This window comes from Acidovorax temperans (genome assembly GCF_006716905.1).
Taxonomy (GTDB): domain Bacteria; phylum Pseudomonadota; class Gammaproteobacteria; order Burkholderiales; family Burkholderiaceae_C; genus Acidovorax; species Acidovorax temperans.
On record NZ_VFPV01000004.1, the window covers coordinates 259,210 to 277,113 of the forward strand.

A 17,904-nucleotide genomic window follows, 5' to 3' on the forward strand; every position below is an offset into this window, starting at 1 on the left:
GCGTCAGAGGTTGCTGGCTGCCAGCACCTCGGACATGTCGGTCAAGCCGTGCAGCACTTTTTCAATGCCGTCCTGGCGCAGGGTCAGCATACCGGCCGCCAAGGCGGTCTGGCGAATTTCTGCAGCCGAGGCGCGGCGGCGTATGTGCTGGCGGATGGCTTCGTCGCTGATCATCAATTCATGGATGCCCATGCGTCCCCGGTAGCCGTGGCCCTCGCACTCCGGGCAACCCACGCGGCGCCAGAGCTGCAATTCGCCAGAACCCGCACCGTAGTTCTTGCGCCAGCGCTGAACCAGCGCCGCACGGCCTTCGGGGCTGTTGCCCGAGCCGCTGGGCAGGTACTGCGATGCCATGTCCAGCAGCGTTTCGTCGTCTGCCACCACGGGTTCGCGGCAAGCCCTGCACAGGCGCCGCACCAGGCGCTGCGCAAGGATGGCGAGCAGCGAATCCGAGAAGTTGAACGGGTCCAGGCCGATCTCCAGCAGCCGCGCAATGCTCTCGGGTGCCGAATTGGTGTGCAGGGTGGAGAGCACCAGATGCCCTGTGAGCGATGCTTCAATGGCGATGCGCGAGGTCTCCTCGTCGCGCATTTCGCCGATCATGATGACGTCGGGGTCCGCACGTAAAAACGTGCGCATGGCGGCCGCGAAGGTCCAGCCGATGCGCGGGTTGACCTGCACCTGGCGCAGACCACTCTGGGTGATTTCGATCGGGTCCTCGGCCGTCCAGATCTTGCGGCCAGCGGTGTTGATGTCGCTGATAACCGAGTGCAGCGTGGTGGTCTTGCCGCAGCCCGTGGGCCCCACCACCAGCACCAGGCCGTAAGGCTTGCGCACCATGTCACGCATGGCCTTCAGGTTGGCCGGTGTGAGCCCGATGGCATCCAGCGGCAAGGGCTTGGCGCCTGCCAGCAGCCGCAGCACCACATCCTCCAGGCCGCGCGAAGTGGGCACCGTGACGACCCGCAGCTCCACTGGTGGGCCTCCGAAGCGAGAGAAATCGATCTTGCCATCCTGGGGCTTGCGGTGCTCCGAGATGTCCATGTTGGCCATGATCTTGATGCGGGCCACCAAGGCATAGCGAAAGCGCGCGGGCAACTCCAGGTGGGGCACCAAGTCACCATCAATGCGCAAGCGAATGCGCACATTCAGGGGCGCAGGCTCGGTTTCGATGTGAATGTCGGAGGCACGGTGGGCAATGGCTTCGTTGATGACCGAGTTGATCAGCCGCACCAGCGTGTTGTCCGATTCACTCACCACATCGGTATCGGCCGTCTGGCTGTCTGGGGCCGAGTCGTTCAGGTCCTGTGCCAGTTCTTGCGATGTGGCGCGTGCGGTGGGCGGTGGGCGCACGCCGTCTTTGGTTCCACCAGCGACGATTTTTCCCCGCGGCGCATCAGAGGCATCGCCTGGGTGAACGCTGTAGGCCTTGGCGATGGCAGGAGCCAAAGTGCCCGGCGCGGCTTTGATCGGAATCAGCCGCCGTTGGGTCAGAAAGCGCAGCTCGCCGAGCAGCATCCGGTCGTACGGATCGGCCATGAGCAGCGCCAAGGATTCGTCGCGCACCAGCAGGGGTAGCACCGATTCGCGCTCTGCCACGGTGCGGGGCACCAAGGCCAGGGCATCAGGCTCTGGCTGCAGGTGGGCGGGGTCGACCATGTACTCGCCCAGCCAGGTGGAAATCACTTGCCGCAATTCGTTCTGGCTCAGGTCATGCTGCTCCACCAGGATCTGGCCAATCGGGCGTGCGTTGCCTTTGTCCCGTTCCTGCTGTTGGGTTTGCAAGCTGCTGGCCAGCGCGGTCGGCGTGATCAGCCCGGCATGCAGCAGCGCCTCCCCCAAATGGCGGGCCTTGCCAATGGCCGGGTGCGGCGTGGAAAGCAGCATCCACAAGGCATCGGTGCTTGGTGGCTGGATGCATTGGGGCAGTGAGTCCTCAGTGTCTTTGGGGTAGGGCATGGCAGAGGGTCAGAGCGCGAACTCGTATTCCACAGTGATGGGCGCGTGGTCTGAAAACTTCTCGCCCTTGTAAATGGACTCTGTGCGCGCCAGCGCCGCCATGGCGGGTGTGGCCAAGTGGTAATCCAGCCGCCAACCCACGTTTTTGGCATACGCCTGGCCCCGGTTGCTCCACCATGTGTAGGCCGTGTCGGTGGTCGCAGGTTGTAACTGACGGTAAACGTCCACCAATCCGCCGCCTTCGCCACTTGTGTCTAACAGTTTTGTCATCCAGGCACGCTCTTCTGGCAGGAAACCGCTGTTTTTCTGGTTACTGCGCCAGTTTTTCAGATCGATGTTCTGGTGGGCAATGTTCACGTCGCCGCACAAGATGAACTCTCGCTGTGCCTTCAGTTGTAACAGATGGGGGTAAAACTCGGCCAGGAAGCGGAACTTGGCCTGCTGGCGTTCCTCGCCGGAGGAGCCGCTGGGGAAATAGGCGCTCACGATCGACATCTTTCTCGATGGCGTGTCAAAGCGCAGCTCTACATACCGGCCCTCGGCGTCGAATTCGGGCGAGTTGTAGCCCACCACCACCTCCGAAGGTTCGTGGCGCGTGTAGATACCCACGCCCGAATAACCCTTCTTCTGCGCAAAATGAAAGTGGCCTTTCAGCCCCGCCAGCACTTCGAAACGGGTGGCAATATCTGCAGCCTGGGCTTTGACCTCCTGCACACAAATACAATCCGGCCGCGTGGTGGCGATCCAGCTCTCCACGCCTTTGCTGGTGGCGGACCGAATGCCATTGAGGTTGAGGCTGGTTAATTTGAACAAGGAATTTCCCATGGTGGATGTTGGCGTGCAGGCCCCGAACGACGGCGTTTTGGCGCAGGATTTCGTACGTTTCGCCGTTGAATCGGGCGTTTTGCGGTTCGGGGAGTTCAAGACCAAGGCAGGTCGGATGAGCCCGTATTTCTTCAATGCGGGCCTGTTTGACGACGGAGCCAAGCTGGGCCGTCTCGCAGAATTCTATGCAAAAGCCCTGTTGGCCAGCGGAATCGAATTCGACATGATTTTTGGCCCCGCCTACAAGGGGATTCCGCTGGCCGCCACGGTGGCTGTAGAGCTGGCCCGCCTGGGGCGCAATGTGCCCTTTGCCTACAACCGCAAGGAAGCCAAGGACCACGGCGAAGGCGGCACGCTGGTGGGCGCGCCCCTCAAGGGCCGGGTGTTGATCGTGGACGATGTGATGTCGGCAGGCACTGCCGCGCGGGAGTCCATCGCCCTGATCAAGGCCGCCGGGGCCACACCGCACGCCGTGGCCATTGCGCTGGACCGCCAGGAGAAAGCCACCGAGAACGGGGTGGACGTGGAGCACAGCGCGGTGCAGTACGTGCGCAACCAGCTGGGCATGCAGGTGTGTGCCATTGCCAAGCTGGCAGATTTATTGCTTTATCTCTCTAAAAATGGGGGGGCGGAGATGCGCGTCCATCACGAGCGGGTCTTTGCATATCGCCAAAAATATGGCGTGACTGAAGGATAAGGAACTTGAAACAATGGGCTGCAAGTGCAGGGGGCGTAGCGCTGTGGGCAGGGCTCACTGCGTTTGCCTTTGCACAGGCGCCTGCCGCAGGGCAGGGTATCTACACCTGCGTTGACAAGCATGGGCGCCGCATCACGGCGGACCGGCCCATCCAGGAATGTCTCGACCGCGAGCAGCGGGAGTTGAGTCCTTCGGGGATCACCCGTCGCCAGATTGGTCCTTCGCTGTCCGACACCGAGCGTGCGGCCCTTGAAGCCCAGCAGCGCAAAGAGGCTGAAGAGCGCGTGCGGGCCATCGAAGAAAAGCGCCGCGAGCGCGCGCTGGTGGCACGCTATCCCGACAAGGTCACCCACGACATCGAGCGCAATGCCGCCTTGCTGATCGTGGACGAAGTGACGGCCACTGCCGAGAAGCGCATTGTTGAGCTGCGTGAGCAGCGCAAGAAGCTGGACGTGGAGATGGAGTTCTACAAAAAGGACCCCAACAAGGCGCCCATGTCCTTGCGTCGCCAGATCGGTGAGAACGAAGACGGCGTTGCCGAGCTGCAGCGCTTCATCGCCGGCCAGGAACAGGAAAAGCGCAAGGTGCACCAGAAGTTCGATACCGAACTGGCCAAGCTCAAAGTGCTGTGGGAAATCCACAAACCCGTCACCCTGCCCGCAGCCTCTGGCGTGCAATCTGGCGCGGCTTCCACCGTTCGCTGATTGCGCACAGCCCAACAAAAAGCCCCTCTGGGCTGGGACCCGAGGGGCTTTTTCAATGGTGCGGCGAGGCCAGGGCTCGGTTGTGCCCCAACCCTATGCACGGCACTCAGGCCGACAGCTTGGCCCGCAGCAAATCGTTGACCTGCTGAGGGTTCGCCTTGCCCTTGCTGGCCTTCATGATCTGGCCCACCAGTGCGTTGAATGCCTTGTCCTTGCCTGCGCGGAACTGGGCCACGTTGTCGGCGTTGGCGGCAATCACCTCGTCGATGATCTTCTCCAGCGCGCCGGAGTCGTTCATCTGCTTGAGGCCCTTGGCTTCGATGATGGCGTCCACATCGGCCGACTCGCCCGTCCACAGCGCATCAAACACCTGCTTGGCTGCGTTGTTGGAGATGGTGCCGTCGGCAATGCGCGCAATCATGGCGGCGAGCTGAGCGGCAGTCACTGGCGCTGACTCAATGCTGGTTTCGCCCGCATTCAAGCGGCGAGACAGCTCGCCCATGATCCAGTTGCTGGCCAGCTTGGCCTGGCCGCAGGCCTTGGCTGTGGCTTCAAAGTAGGCCGCCATGGCCTTGCTCTGCGTGAGCGTGGTCGCGTCGTACTCGGGCAGCCCGTAGTCGGCCACAAAGCGGGCCGCCATGCTGCGGGGCAGCTCGGCCATCTGGGCGCGCTGCTCGTCGATCCAGGCTTGCGAGATCTGCAGTGGTGGCAGGTCTGGGTCGGGGAAGTAGCGGTAATCGGCCGCATCTTCCTTCGTGCGCATGGCGCGGGTCTCGCCCGTGTCGGGGTCGAACAGCACGGTGGCCTGCTGGATGGCGTGGCCGTCTTCGATCTGCTCGATTTGCCAGCGGATTTCGTAGTCAATCGCCTGCTGCATGAACTTGAACGAGTTCAGGTTCTTGATCTCGCGGCGGGTGCCCAGCGGTGCCCCAGGCTTGCGCACCGACACGTTGGCGTCGCAGCGGAAGCTGCCTTCCTGCATGTTGCCGTCGCAGATGCCGATCCAGGTCACGATCTTGTGCAGCTCTTTGGCGTACGCCACGGCTTCTTCGCTGCTGCGGATGTCGGGCTCGGTCACGATCTCTAGCAGCGGCGTGCCCGCGCGGTTCAGGTCGATGCCGCTTTGGCCAATGAAGTCTTCGTGCAGCGACTTGCCCGCGTCTTCTTCCAGGTGGGCGCGCACCAGGCGCACGGTCTTCTTCTCGTCACCCAGGAAGAACGACACCTCGCCGCCTTGCACCACCGGGATTTCAAACTGGCTGATCTGGTAACCCTTGGGCAGGTCGGGATAGAAGTAATTTTTGCGGGCAAAAATGCTTTCTGGCGCAATGTGGGAGCCGAGGGCCAGTCCTAATTTGATAGCGCACTCGACGGCCTTGCGGTTCATCACCGGCAGGGTGCCGGGCAATGCCAGGTCCACTGGGCTGGCCTGGGTGTTGGGCTCGGCGCCAAAAGCGGTGGGCGAGCGGCTGAAAATCTTGCTCTGCGTGGCCAGTTGGGCGTGGGTTTCAAAGCCGATGACGACTTCGTAACCGTGGATCAGTTTGGCAGACATGGATCTGTCCTTGCTATTAATAAGAGAGCTGTCTGCGCTTATCGTTTGCCGGGTTGAAGGACATTTGTACCTAAAACCTATTCAAACCAAGCGCAGGCAGCTATGAATTTCAGAGTGGGCTGCGCAGGTGGAAATCGGTGGCCTGCTGCAGGCGGTGCGCGGTGTTCAGCAACTGGGCTTCCTTGAAGTAGTTGCCGATCAGCTGCAGGCCCACGGGCATACCGCCCTCGCCAAAGCCTGCGGGCACACTCATGCCGGGCAAACCGGCCAGCGATGCGGGCAGGGTGAAGATGTCGGCCAGGTAGTCGGCCAGCGGGTCGCTGCCGTGCTCACCCAGCTTCCAGGCCACGGTGGGGGCCACGGGGCCGGCGATCACGTCGCAATCCTTGAATGCGTTCTGGAAGTCGTCGGCAATCATGCGGCGGATCTTTTGCGCCTGCAGGTAGTAAGCGTCGTAGTAGCCGTGGCTCAGCACGTAGGCGCCGATCATGATGCGGCGCTTGACCTCGTCGCCAAAGCCTTCGGCGCGGGTCTTCTTGTACATGTCCACCAGGTCCGTGTAGTCCTTGGCGCGGTGGCCGAACTTCACGCCGTCAAAGCGGCTGAGGTTGGACGACGCCTCGGCCGGGGCAATGATGTAGTACACCGGGATGGACAGCTGCGTGCGCGGCAGGCTGATGGGCACGAGCTTGGCGCCGAGCTTTTCGTATTCCTTCAAAGCGCCATCTACAGCCGCGCGCACATCGGGCGCCAGGCCTTCGCCAAAGAACTCGGCCGGGATGCCGATGCGCAGGCCGTCGATGCTGTCGTTCAGCTTGGCGCTGAAGTTTTCGGCGGGCACGTCCAGACTGGTGGAGTCGCGGTCCGGGTCGGGGCCGCACATGGCCGACAGCAGCAGGGCGCAGTCTTCGGCGCTGCGGGCCATGGGGCCGGCCTGGTCCAGGCTGGAGGCAAACGCGATCATGCCGTAGCGGCTGGCGCGGCCATAGGTGGGCTTGATGCCGGTGATGCCGCAGAACGAGGCGGGCTGGCGGATGGAGCCGCCGGTGTCGGTGCCGGTGACGGCAGGTGCCAGGCGCGCGGCCACGGCCACGGCGCTGCCGCCGGACGAGCCGCCAGGAATGCGGTCGGTGGCCCAGGGGTTGCGCACGGGGGCCGGGGCATCAAAGCCCACGGGGGCGACGGCCGAGTTTTCGTTGGCCGAGCCCATGGCGAACTCGTCGCAGTTGAGCTTGCCCAAGGTCACGGCGCCGGCTTCTGCCAGCTTGGTGACCACGGTGGCGTCAAACGGCGACTGGTAGCCCGCCAGCATCTTGGAGCCTGCGGTGCTAGGGAAGGCCTGGGTGACGAAGATGTCCTTGTGTGCAATTGGCACGCCTTCGAGCGCGCCTGCCGTGCCGGCGGCAATGCGGGCGTCAGCGGCCCGGGCCTGGGCCAGGGTGGCGTCTTCGTTCAGGGCCACGTAGGCGCCCAGGTTCTGGTGGGCCTTGGCGCGGGCCAGGAAATGCTGTGCGGCTTCGACGGCAGAGAATTGCTTGCCGCGCAGGCCCGCAGCCAGTTCGACCACGCTCAGGTCGTGCAATGCGGTGGTGTTCAGGGTCATGGCGGGGCTCACTCGATCACTTTGGGCACCAGGAACAGGCCGCGCTCTACAGCGGGGGCGCTCTTCTGGTTGGCTTCGCGGTTGTTGGGCTCGCTGGCGATGTCATCGCGCAGGCGCAAGGCCACCGGCTGGATGGCTGCCACGGGGTGGGCCAACGGCTCAATCCCTTGGGTATCCACAGCCCGCATTTGCTCCACCACGTCGAAAAAACCGTTCAATTGCGTGAGCATGCGCTCACTTTCTTGAGGGGTAAGCTCCAGTCGCGCCAAATTGGCGATGCGACCAATGTCCTGAGGGGTCAGTGCCATAAGGAAAGTATTTGTCGGGATACCAGATGTAAAGCTGTGATCCGGGTCATGCCGGAAGGAGTTATTCACAGGGGATGGGGTATTATCCCGGCTTTGCCGCATTACCCTTTTTTCAGCCGGTCATTGCGCGAAAAAAGCTATATTTGCCCCCCCCACTCCCTGACACACCCGGCGACGGCAGGCCGACGCGCATGCCGTGCCTGAGAGGATTTTTGAATGTTCGGAGCTTTCCGTCGGTATTTCTCCACCGACCTTGCCATTGACCTTGGCACGGCCAACACCCTGATTTTCGCACGCGACAAAGGCATCGTTCTGGACGAGCCCTCCGTGGTTGCCATTCGCCACGAAGGCGGCCCCCATGGCAAGAAGGTGATCCAGGCCGTGGGCCGCGAAGCCAAGGCCATGCTGGGCAAGGTGCCCGGCAACATCGAAGCCATCCGCCCGATGAAAGACGGCGTGATCGCCGACTTCGTGATCACCGAACAGATGATCAAGCAGTTCATCAAGATGGTGCATCCCCGCTCGGTGCTGACGCCCAGCCCCCGCATCATCATCTGCGTGCCCTGCGGTTCCACCCAGGTCGAGCGCCGCGCCATCAAGGACGCGGCCGAGGCAGCTGGCGCCACAGCGGTGTACCTGATCGAAGAACCCATGGCCGCCGGCATTGGCGCTGGTCTGCCCGTGTCGGAAGCTTCGGGCTCCATGGTGGTGGACATTGGCGGCGGCACCACCGAGGTGGGCGTGATCTCGCTGGGCGGCATGGTCTACAAGGGCAGCGTGCGCGTAGGTGGCGACAAGTTCGACGAAGCCATCATCAACTACATCCGTCGCAACTACGGCATGCTGATCGGTGAACCCACGGCCGAAGCCATCAAGAAGAACATCGGCTCTGCCTTCCCAGGCTCGGAAGTCAAGGAGATGGAAGTCAAGGGCCGTAACCTGTCCGAAGGCGTGCCACGCAGCTTCACCATCTCGTCCAACGAGGTGCTGGAAGCCCTGACCGAGCCGCTCAATCAGATCGTTTCTGCCGTGAAGAACGCGCTGGAGCAAACCCCACCCGAACTTGGCGCCGACATTTCAGACCGCGGCATGATGCTGACGGGCGGTGGTGCGCTGTTGCGCGATCTGGACCGTCTGCTGTCCGAAGAAACCGGCCTGCCCGTGCTGGTGGCCGAAGACCCACTGACCTGCGTGGTGCGCGGCTGCGGCATTGCGCTGGAGCGCATGGACCGTCTGGGCAGCATCTTCACCAGCGAGTAATTTCTCAGTGCCAGGGCCGCCCCGGTGGGGGCGCTCTGGTCAATACGGCATGATCGCTGATGCTTCAATGCTTTGTGAATCCACTGCAGTGATTCAACCCCTACGCGACCATTCCTGAGCACTGCCCTCTATGCCCCTGGGAACCTTAGAGCGCAGTGCGCCCCCGTTGTTCAAGCAAGGCCCTTCGGCCTTGTCGCGTTTGGCCGCCTTCAGCGCCCTGGCCTTGTTCCTTATGGTGGCCGACACCCGTTTCCAGATCACCGGGCCGGTGCGCCAGGCGATTGGCACGGTGCTGTACCCCGTGCAATGGCTCATGCTGCAGCCAGTGGAATGGTCTCGGCATGGCTCTGGTTACTTCCAGTCGCTGCAGTCGGCCCAGGCCGCGGCCGATGCTGCCGCCCAGAAACTTGTCGTGGTGTCGCAGCAAGCCCACCAGGCGGAGCAACTGGCCCAGGAAAACATACGACTGCGCAAACTGCTGGAACTGCGTGACCGCCTGGACACGCCAGCGCAGGCCGCCCAGGTGATTTACGACACTGCAGACGCGTTCACCCGCCGCGTGGTCATCGACCAGGGGCAGGTGCATGGTGTGGAGCAGGGGGTGCCCGTCATGGACGAAGGCGGTGTGCTTGGGCAGGTCACGCGCGTCTTTCCGCTGGTGAGCGAAGTGACGCTGCTGGTAGACCGTGACCAGGCCATTCCCGTCCTCAACCTGCGCACGGGTGTGCGAGCGGTGGCTTATGGCGACCCTACGGCCGAGCATGGCGGCGGGATCGAGTTGCGGTTCATTCAGGCCAATGCCGATGTGCGAGAAGGCGATTTGCTCACTACCAGTGGTGTGGACGGCGTCTACCCACCGGGCCTGCCCGTGGCGCGGGTGACCCATGTGGAGCGGCGTGCCGACTCTGCATTCGCCCGCATCTATTGCCAGCCCCTGGCCCAGGTGCAGGGGGTTCGCCACGTCGTGGTGCTCAAACCGCTGACCGACCACCTGCCACCGCGCCCCCAGCCCGCGCAGGCAGAGCACGGCAAGAGGGCGCGCAAATGATGCCGTGCTGTCAGCCATCGCTTTGCGTGCGCCCGGCCAGCGCAGGGGAGTCCGCATGATCATGCCGCGTGGGCAGCAACTGCTGCTGCCAGTCAACCCCGCGTTCATTGCCTTCAGCCTGCTGATCGGCCTGGCCATCAATCTGGTGCCACTGGGGCGCTGGGTGTGGATGCCAGATTTGTTGATGGTGCTGATCGTCTTCTGGGGCGTGCACCAGCCCCTGCGCACGGGCATGGGCGTGGCGTTTGCCTTGGGGCTTTGCATGGACGTAGGGCAGTCGGCCCTGCTGGGGCAGCATGCCCTGGTGTACACCGTGCTTTCGTACAGCGCGATTGCCATGCACCGCCGCCTGCTGTGGTTCAGCGGGCCAGAGCAGGCGCTGCAGGTGTTTCCGCTGTTTGCCTTGGCGCATGGCATCGAGGTGGTGCTGCGCTTGCTGGCCGGTGGCACGTTTCCGGGGTTTTGGGTTTTGCTGGCTCCGGTGCTCGAAGTGGCCCTGTGGCCGCTGGCCAGCTGGGTGCTGCTGGCGCCCCAGCGCCGCCCTCCGGACCGCGACGAGAACCGCCCTCTGTGACCATGGCGAGTGCAGGCCAGCCACGACTGCCGTGCCCCGGACTGTGCACCGGTGCGGCCCCTGTTGCGCCCGTGCGGCGTGACCACGCCGGAGCGCGCCAGCCATGACCGAAATTCGCAACGTGGCGGCCGATGCCTCGCGCCTGCGCCTGCGGGTGCTGGCGGTGGGGCTGGTGGTGTTCCTGGCGTTCTGCCTGATCGTGGCGCGCCTGGTGTTTTTGCAGGTGGTGCGCCACGAAGACCTGGCGGCGCAGGCTGAGAGCAACCGCACGGCCGTGGTGCCCATCGTGCCCAACCGCGGGCTGATCCTGGACCGCAACGGCGTGGTGCTGGCCACCAACTACGCGGCCTACACGCTGGAGATCACCCCTTCGCGCGCCGCACCGCTCGAAGAAACCATTGACCAGCTCTCCAAGGTGGTGGACATCCACCAGCGCGACCGCCGCCGCTTCAAGCGGCTGCTGGAAGAGTCGCGCAACTTTGAATCGCTGCCCATCCGCACCCGGCTGACCGATGAGGAAGTGGCGCGCTTTGCCGCGCAGCAGTACCGCTTCCCTGGCGTGGAGATCAAGGCCCGGCTGTTCCGCAACTACCCCCTGGGCGAAATCGGCAGCCACGCGATTGGCTACATCGGCCGCATCAACCAGAACGAGAAGCAGCGCATTCAGGACGCAGACGACGAGGCCAACTACCGGGGCACCGAATACATCGGCAAGCTGGGCGTGGAGCAAAGCTTTGAAACCGCCCTGCACGGCATCACCGGCGTGGAGCAGATGGAGACATCGGCCGGCGGGCGCGCCGTGCGCAAGCTGGCCAGCCGCCCCGCCACGCCCGGCAAGAGCGTGATGATCTCGCTGGACATCAAACTCCAGAAGATGGTGGAAGACCTGTTTGGCGACCGCCGAGGCGCTCTCGTGGCCATTGACCCGCGCAACGGCGAAGTGCTGGCGCTGGTGAGCAAGCCCACGTTCGACCCCAACCTGTTTGTCGAAGGCATCGACGTGGAGAACTGGACCGCGCTCAACGAGTCCATCGACAAACCCTTGCTCAACCGCGCCCTGCGGGGTCTTTACCCACCCGGCTCCACCTACAAGCCCTTCATGGCGCTGGCCGCGCTGGAGCTGAACAAGCGCTCGCCCAGCATGATCGTGAGCGACCCCGGCTACTACAACTTTGGCGGCCGCACCTTCCGCAGCCACGAAGGCGGCCTGGGCGCGCTCGACATGCACCGCGCCATCCAGTTCTCCAGCAACACCTACTTTTACTCGCTGGCCGTGGAGATGGGCGTGGACGCCATCCACGATTTCATGAAGCCCCTGACCTTCGGGCAGACCACGGGCATTGATCTCAACGGCGAGGTGCGCGGCACCCTGCCCAGCACCGAATGGAAGCGCAACACCTACAAGCGGCCTGAGATGAAGCGCTGGTTTCCTGGCGAAACCGTCTCGCTCGGCATTGGCCAGGGTTACAACAATTTCACTATGCTGCAACTGGCCGTGGCCCAGGCCACCCTGGCCAACGGTGGCACGCGCTACACGCCCCACCTCATCAAGGCCGTGAAAGATACGGTGACGGGCGAGCTGAGCCCCGTGCCCCAGCCGCCAGGCCAAGACCTGGGCTACAAGCCCAAGAACGTGGAGATCGTGCGCAACGCCCTGATTGCGGTGAACAAGGGCGGCACGGGCACCCGGGTGTTTGCGGGCGCGCCCTATTCCTCTGCCGGCAAGACCGGTACCGCGCAGGCCGTGAGCCTGGGCCAGAACGTGAAGTACAACGCCAAGCTGCTGGAAGAACACCAGCGCGACCACTCGCTCTATGCCGCGTTTGCCCCTGCCGAGGCGCCCGAAATTGCAGTGGCGGTGATTGTGGAAAACGCGGGCTTTGGTGCCGCCCACGCGGCCCCTATCGCGCGGCGCGTGTTCGACTACTGGCTGCTGGGCGACTACCCCAGCGAAGAAGACATCGCGGCCGTGCGCAAGGGCCAGGCGTCTGCCCCGCTGGGCAAGCCGCGCAAGGCGGCAGACATTGTGCTGCCCACGCCCTGAGTTTTGCTATCAAATTAAGAGCTGGTTGCGCTTGTGGAATAAGCGCTAGGGCCACTTTTGGTATGAAGTCTGGTTCAGTGCCTGTGGCTGTGCAGGCCTCTGTGGCGTAGCCTGCTGCTCGCATCTCCCAGCCTGCGCCACAGTATCAGCGCGCATTGGCGCAGCCGCCAGCGCTCTCGCTCAAGCCTTCTATGGCTGGGCTGGCGGGGTGGCGGCCGCACTGGCAGGTTGCAACTGGCTCACCACCAGCGCGGTCACGATCAGGGCCGCCCCTCCCACGCCCGCCCAGCCCAGGCTTTCACCCAGCAGGAACCAGGCCGTCAGCGACGCAAACACAGGCTCCAGACCAAACACAATCGCGCTGCGCATGGCGTCCACGCGCTGCTGGCCCCAGGCCTGCAGGATCACCACGACCACGCTGGCCAGCAGGCCCAGGTACAGCAGCGCCAGCCAGGCGGTGCTCTCCAGCCGGGTGAGGCCGGGCAGCCAGTCCATGTGACCATCGCGCCCCCACAGCAGGGCTGTGGAGGCCACGCACATCACCAGCGCCTGCGCGGCTGCCATGCGGGTGGCGCGCAGCGGTGCGGCGCTGGTGCGGCGCGAGCATTCTTCCAGCGCCAGGATGTACAGCGCGTAGAACACCGTGCTGGCCAGGGTGAGCGTATCGCCCAGGTTCCACGGCTCGTTTTCATGGAACATCAGCGCCATGCCCGCAAACGCCATGGCGCACGCGGCCCACAGTTGCCAGCCGTAGCGGCGGCCCAGCGCCAGCATGGCAATCAAGGGCACCACCAGCACGTTCAGCCCGGTCACAAACGCGTTGCGGTTGCTGCTGGTGCGCGCCAGCCCTTCAATCTGCAGCCAGAACGCGAGGAACAGCAACAGACCCAGCGCCGTGCCCCAGCGCCGTTCATTGCGGTGCATGCCCAGCCACAGGGGCAGCAACACCACCAGCGCAATCGCAAAGCGCAGCCAGATGATCTGCAGCGCATCGAGCTGCGCTGACAGCAGCTTCATGGCGGGGAAGGTGGTGCCCCACACTACGGTGACGATGAGCAGGGCGATCAGGCCCGAGCGTTCAGTGCGCATGGCTAACGACTCCAGAACAAAACCAAAAAAAAGAAAAAGGCCCCCGGTTGCCCGGCGGCCTTGCGGCTGATGCGCGGGCTAAGGGCTAGTGGCTGACCTGACCGAGGAATGCTCGGATGCGGTCGTTGGCCGGGTTGCTGAAGAACTCCTTGGGTGGCGCGTCGTGCGCGATGCGGCCCTGGTCGAAGAACATCACGCGATCGGCCACCTCGCGGGCAAAACCCATTTCGTGGGTCACGACGATCATCGTCATGCCGCCGCGCGCCAGGCTGCGCATCACGTCCAGCACTTCCTTGACCATTTCGGGGTCGAGTGCCGAGGTGGGCTCGTCAAACAGCATCACTTTGGGCTGCATGGCCAGGGCGCGGGCAATGGCCACCCGCTGCTGCTGTCCGCCCGACAGTTGCCAGGGATACTTGTGGGCGTGGTCTTGCATGCCCACGCGGCGCAGCAACTGCACGGCCTCTTCGTTGGCTTGCGCGCGCGGCGTGTGGCGAATGCGGCGGGGCGCCAGCGTCACGTTGTCCAGCACGCTCATGTGGCCGAACAGGTTGAACTGCTGAAACACCATGCCCACTTCGCAACGCTGGCGCTGCAGCGTGGCCAGGTCGTCGCACACATCGACGCCATCGATCGTGATGCGCCCGCTGTCATGGGGCTCCAGCCGGTTGATCGCGCGCAGCAGCGTACTCTTGCCGGAGCCGGAGGCGCCGATGATGACCGTGACCTCGCCCGTGTGGAACACGGTGGACACGTCCTTGAGCACCTGGTGTGTGCCAAACGACTTGCACACGCGCTCGGCCACGATGTAGGGCTTGGGTTGAGCGTTGGAGTTCATTGGTTGCGGCCCTCCACGTCAAAGCGGTACTCGACCGCGTTCGAAATCTGCGTGACCAGCGTGGTGAGCAGCAGGTATGTGACGGCCACCGTGGTCAGCGTGGCAATGGGCTGGAAGGTGGCCGACTGGATGCGGTTGCCCACATTGGTCAGCTCCACCACGCCGATGGCGTAGGCCAGCGAAGAATCCTTGAGCAGCGCCACAAAGTTGCTGACCAGCGGCGGCAGCGAGATCTTGAACGCCTGGGGGAACACCACGTCCAGGAACACATGCGTGCGGCCCAGGCCCAGGGCTTTGGCGGCCTCGGTCTGGCCGCGTGGCACAGCCAGCAGGCCAGCGCGCAGGGCTTCGGCGTTGTAGGCGCCTACGTTCAGACCCAGGGCCACTACGGCGGCGGCGAAGTCGGGCAGGTTCAGGCCCGGCACCAGCACCGGCAGGGCAAAGTACACGAACAGGATCTGCACCAGCAGCGGCGTGCCGCGGATGGCCCAGATGTAGAAGCTGGCAACCCAGCGCACAGCCACCCAGCGGGCAGTGCGGGCCAGAGCCGCCACGGTGCCCAGCACCAGGCCGACTGCGCCACTGACGAGCGTGAGCCACAGGGTGGTGCGGGCGCCATCAGAGAAGGCTTGGGCGTTGGAGCCAATGGGCTCGGGAAGGAACGAGAGCACCTGGCCCAGGAGCGACAGGGCCAGCACCATGAGCACCAGCGCGGCGACAAGGGTGGCATTGCTGCGCTGCTGGCGGGACCAGGTTTGCGGCCAGAGGGCGATAAGCATGAATGAAATGACCGTTCGGTCTCAGTTCTGGATCAGTTCAGCGGCAGGCTCTGCGCACCGAAGGTGCCGAGTGTGCCAGCAAAAACAAAAGGTGCGCAGGGGGCAAGCCCCCTGCGCACCTCGGGGTGTCTGCCAGTGAAGGACAGCGTGTGCGCCACGCCAGCCCCTCATCCGGCAGCCCCTTGTGCTTGCAGATCAGTTGCAGCGCACGTCTTCGTTGAAGTACTTCTTGGACACGGTGGCGTAGCTGCCATCAGCCAGCACTTCGGCGAAGGCCTTGTTCCAGGCTTCGGTCAGGCTGGTGTTGCCCAGGGCCATGGCGGGGGCAATGCGCTCGATGAACAGCATGTCGCCCAGCTTGAAGCCGGCCTTGGCGTTCTTGGCAGCGGCTTCCTTGGCCACGAACTTGTCGCTCACCCAGGCGTCCACGCGCTTGGAGATCAGGGCGCGCTGGGCGTCGGTGTCTTGGGGGAAGTTCTTCACTTCCTTCACGCCCGCGAGCTTTTGCACGTTCGTGAGGTAGCTGGTGCCGGTTTGCACGGCCACCACCTTGCCAGTCAGGTCCGCAGCGGTGCGGATCTTGGCGTCCATCGCCACGATCATGCCGCCCGAGCAGTAGTGGGGGTTGGCAAAAGTCACGGCCTTGGCGCGCTCTTCCGTCACGCCGTGCGAGGCGATCACGACATCCCAGCGGTTTTGGGCCAGGCCGGTCAGCAGGGCGTCAAAGCCCAGGGTCTTCCACTCCAGCTTCAGGCCCATCTTCTTGACGACCAGCTCCGCCACTTCGACTTCGAAGCCCGTCAGCTGGGTGCCCTTGAAGTAGTTGAAGGGAGCGAACTGGCCTTCGGTGGCGACGATGATCTTGCCGTCTTTCTTGACTTCGTCGAGCGTGCGGGCTTGGGCGACGAAGGCGGCGCACAGCGCCACAGCGGTAACAACGGTCTTCAACAGTTTCATGGCAAGGTCCTGCAGGGGTAGTTTCAGGTACAAAAAAATCCGACATGCAGGTGGGCAAGCCGGAAGCGGAAAACACAACCATCGCCAGGGGCGATGGGCCTGTTCATCAAATAGAAATAAATATAGGACGCCCGTTCTTTTGAAGAACACGCAGGACAACCCTAGTGTTGCGCGGGCGTCCAGCGGTTTTTTGACTGGCGTCAGCCCACCGCTTGTTCAGCGCAGGAACGCGTCGTAGCCCGTCTTCAGGATCAGGCTGCTCACCACCACGATGAAAATGCCGCGCACAAAACCGGTGCCATGCTTGAGTGCCATGTGCGTGCCGGCCATGCTGCCCACCACATTGGCGATGGCCAGCGTCACCGCATAGTGCCACCAGACATGGCCCTTGAAGGCAAACAGCGAGATGGCCGCGATGTTGGTGGCGCAGTTGAGCAGCTTGGCCGAGGCGGAAGCGTTCAGGAAGTCGTAGCCCAGCAGCCGCACGAACAGGAAGACGAAGAAACTGCCGGTGCCCGGGCCAAAGAAGCCGTCGTAAAAACCAATGCCCAGGCCCACCAGGCTGGCCACCCACACCTCGGCATTGCCGCTGAAGCGGGGCGCATGGTGGCGGCCCAGGTCTTTCTTGGCCAGGGTGTAAGCCAGCACGGCCAGCAGCACCAGCGGCAGCACCTTGCGCAAAAAGTCGGGCGACAGCGCCGTGACCGTCCAGGCCCCTGCAAAGGCGCCGGCAAAACCCGCTGCCGCAGCGGGCAGCAGGGCGGCCCAGCGCATTTCCACGCGGCGGCTGTACTGCCAGGTGGCCATGGCGGTGCCCCACACCGCCCCGGCCTTGTTGGTGCCAAACAGCGTGGCCGGTGCTGCCCCTGGGAAGGCGGCAAACAGGGCTGGGGTCAGGATCAACCCGCCGCCGCCCACAATCGCATCAATGAAGCCTGCCAGGAGCGAGGCGAAGGTGATAAAAATCCATTCCATCGCCCGATTTTCGCACCCCTGCTGCTATGACCTTGGTAGCAACGCGCTGGAACTGGCGACAGCGCTGCGCAGGTGCAGACGAAAAAAAAAAGCGCTGGGATCGCCAGCGCTTCGAAAACTTTGCGCACCTCGTTGGGTGCTTATCTTGGTAGTTGGTTTAAGGGTTGTCTCCTCGATCCCCTCATCTGGGACGCCTTGGAGCCCCGTGAGTGGTTGCACTGTAACCCCTGCACTTGCGTGGTGCATTGGGAGTTTCCCGAGGGATGGTGCAGTGCACCAAACGGGGCGTAGCGCTGGCACGCCTTGTGCAACCCCCCGAAAGCAACGGAGGTAGCAACAGATGAACCACAGCGAGAAACTCGCCATCGCCGCGCACCTGCATGTGCTGCTGCGGCGCAAGACGGGCCGCGTGACAGACACCGAATGGATGGCCAGCAACGGCAGCTATGCCCGCGAGATCGCCCGCTTTGCCCGCGAACGCGCCGTGTTGGACCAGGCCCCTGAACTGATCGAGTGGGCCGACCGCCTGGATCACTGCATGCAAGACACCTTGGCGGCCGAGTTGCGCCGCAGTGCCCGCGAGGCCGAGGCCGCCCGTGCAGCAGAGCGGGCTGCCGCACCGTCGGCGCACACTGCGGCCACGGGGCATTCGCAGGCGCGGCGTTATGTGGGTGGCATTCGCTGATCTG

At 63.8% G+C, this 17,904-nt stretch carries 17 protein-coding genes; 7 read left to right on the forward strand and 10 right to left on the reverse strand.

What is annotated here, in order from left to right:
- Positions 1-3: 3 nt before the first annotated feature.
- Entirely contained in the window at positions 4-1,959 is a 1,956-nt protein-coding gene (locus BDD18_RS19715; RefSeq protein WP_142085388.1) for a GspE/PulE family protein, read from the reverse strand.
- A gap of 9 nt (positions 1,960-1,968) precedes the next feature.
- The gene (locus BDD18_RS19720; RefSeq protein ID WP_142085390.1) at positions 1,969-2,772 is read right to left on the reverse strand and encodes an exodeoxyribonuclease III; all 804 of its coding nucleotides are present in this window, start codon (positions 2,770-2,772) and stop codon (positions 1,969-1,971) included.
- A 10-nt stretch (positions 2,773-2,782) separates the two neighbouring features.
- Here BDD18_RS19720 and pyrE point away from each other — a divergent pair, with 10 nt between their 5' ends.
- A complete protein-coding gene (gene pyrE / locus BDD18_RS19725) occupies positions 2,783-3,481 on the forward strand; it encodes an orotate phosphoribosyltransferase (protein WP_044395409.1) in 699 nt (232 codons plus the stop codon).
- A 5-nt stretch (positions 3,482-3,486) separates the two neighbouring features.
- The gene (locus tag BDD18_RS19730) at positions 3,487-4,185 is read left to right on the forward strand and encodes a DUF4124 domain-containing protein (RefSeq protein WP_211360841.1); all 699 of its coding nucleotides are present in this window, start codon (positions 3,487-3,489) and stop codon (positions 4,183-4,185) included.
- A gap of 106 nt (positions 4,186-4,291) precedes the next feature.
- Here BDD18_RS19730 and gatB read toward each other — a convergent pair whose 3' ends face one another.
- From gatB to gatC, 3 genes are all read right to left on the reverse strand, one after another.
- Complete coding sequence (gene gatB / locus BDD18_RS19735; RefSeq protein WP_066692079.1) at positions 4,292-5,740, reverse strand: Asp-tRNA(Asn)/Glu-tRNA(Gln) amidotransferase subunit GatB; 1,449 nt, start codon at positions 5,738-5,740, stop codon at positions 4,292-4,294.
- A gap of 109 nt (positions 5,741-5,849) precedes the next feature.
- Positions 5,850-7,343 carry an Asp-tRNA(Asn)/Glu-tRNA(Gln) amidotransferase subunit GatA gene (gene gatA / locus BDD18_RS19740; protein WP_142085394.1) on the reverse strand — a complete coding sequence of 498 codons (1,494 nt, stop codon included), beginning with the start codon at positions 7,341-7,343 and terminating at the stop codon, positions 5,850-5,852.
- Between the two features lie 8 nt (positions 7,344-7,351).
- Positions 7,352-7,651, reverse strand: a complete 300-nt coding sequence (gene gatC, locus BDD18_RS19745) for an Asp-tRNA(Asn)/Glu-tRNA(Gln) amidotransferase subunit GatC (protein WP_044395341.1) — start codon at positions 7,649-7,651, stop codon at positions 7,352-7,354.
- Between the two features lie 216 nt (positions 7,652-7,867).
- Between gatC and BDD18_RS19750 the strand changes: the two genes are divergently transcribed.
- The 4 genes from BDD18_RS19750 to mrdA all read left to right on the forward strand — a co-directional run bounded on the left by BDD18_RS19750 (position 7,868) and on the right by mrdA (position 12,577).
- Entirely contained in the window at positions 7,868-8,911 is a 1,044-nt protein-coding gene (locus BDD18_RS19750; protein WP_066694837.1) for a rod shape-determining protein, read from the forward strand.
- 130 nt (positions 8,912-9,041) lie between these two features.
- Positions 9,042-9,959: a rod shape-determining protein MreC gene (gene mreC / locus BDD18_RS19755; protein ID WP_142085398.1), complete on the forward strand. Its 918-nt coding sequence runs from the start codon at positions 9,042-9,044 to the stop codon at positions 9,957-9,959.
- A gap of 55 nt (positions 9,960-10,014) precedes the next feature.
- Positions 10,015-10,533 (forward strand): rod shape-determining protein MreD, encoded by a 519-nt coding sequence (gene mreD / locus BDD18_RS19760; RefSeq protein WP_142085400.1) that lies wholly within the window; start codon positions 10,015-10,017, stop codon positions 10,531-10,533.
- A 103-nt stretch (positions 10,534-10,636) separates the two neighbouring features.
- Positions 10,637-12,577, forward strand: a complete 1,941-nt coding sequence (gene mrdA / locus BDD18_RS19765; protein ID WP_066694831.1) for a penicillin-binding protein 2 — start codon at positions 10,637-10,639, stop codon at positions 12,575-12,577.
- A gap of 189 nt (positions 12,578-12,766) precedes the next feature.
- Here the strand turns inward: mrdA and BDD18_RS19770 are convergent, their stop codons facing one another.
- The 5 genes from BDD18_RS19770 to BDD18_RS19790 all read right to left on the reverse strand — a co-directional run bounded on the left by BDD18_RS19770 (position 12,767) and on the right by BDD18_RS19790 (position 17,215).
- Positions 12,767-13,666: a DMT family transporter gene (locus BDD18_RS19770; protein WP_142085402.1), complete on the reverse strand. Its 900-nt coding sequence runs from the start codon at positions 13,664-13,666 to the stop codon at positions 12,767-12,769.
- A gap of 85 nt (positions 13,667-13,751) precedes the next feature.
- The gene (locus BDD18_RS19775) at positions 13,752-14,504 is read right to left on the reverse strand and encodes an amino acid ABC transporter ATP-binding protein (RefSeq protein WP_142085404.1); all 753 of its coding nucleotides are present in this window, start codon (positions 14,502-14,504) and stop codon (positions 13,752-13,754) included.
- Positions 14,501-15,283 carry an amino acid ABC transporter permease gene (locus tag BDD18_RS19780; RefSeq protein WP_044395356.1) on the reverse strand — a complete coding sequence of 261 codons (783 nt, stop codon included), beginning with the start codon at positions 15,281-15,283 and terminating at the stop codon, positions 14,501-14,503. The genes BDD18_RS19775 and BDD18_RS19780 overlap by 4 nt, the downstream gene beginning before the upstream one ends.
- A 195-nt stretch (positions 15,284-15,478) precedes the next feature.
- Positions 15,479-16,240, reverse strand: coding sequence for an ABC transporter substrate-binding protein (locus tag BDD18_RS19785; protein ID WP_066782633.1), 762 nt, complete (start codon positions 16,238-16,240; stop codon positions 15,479-15,481).
- Positions 16,241-16,456: 216 nt separating this feature from the next.
- Complete coding sequence (locus tag BDD18_RS19790) at positions 16,457-17,215, reverse strand: sulfite exporter TauE/SafE family protein (protein ID WP_142085406.1); 759 nt, start codon at positions 17,213-17,215, stop codon at positions 16,457-16,459.
- A 340-nt stretch (positions 17,216-17,555) separates the two neighbouring features.
- Here BDD18_RS19790 and BDD18_RS19795 point away from each other — a divergent pair, with 340 nt between their 5' ends.
- Positions 17,556-17,900, forward strand: a complete 345-nt coding sequence (locus BDD18_RS19795) for a hypothetical protein (protein ID WP_142085407.1) — start codon at positions 17,556-17,558, stop codon at positions 17,898-17,900.
- Positions 17,901-17,904: the final 4 nt, after the last annotated feature.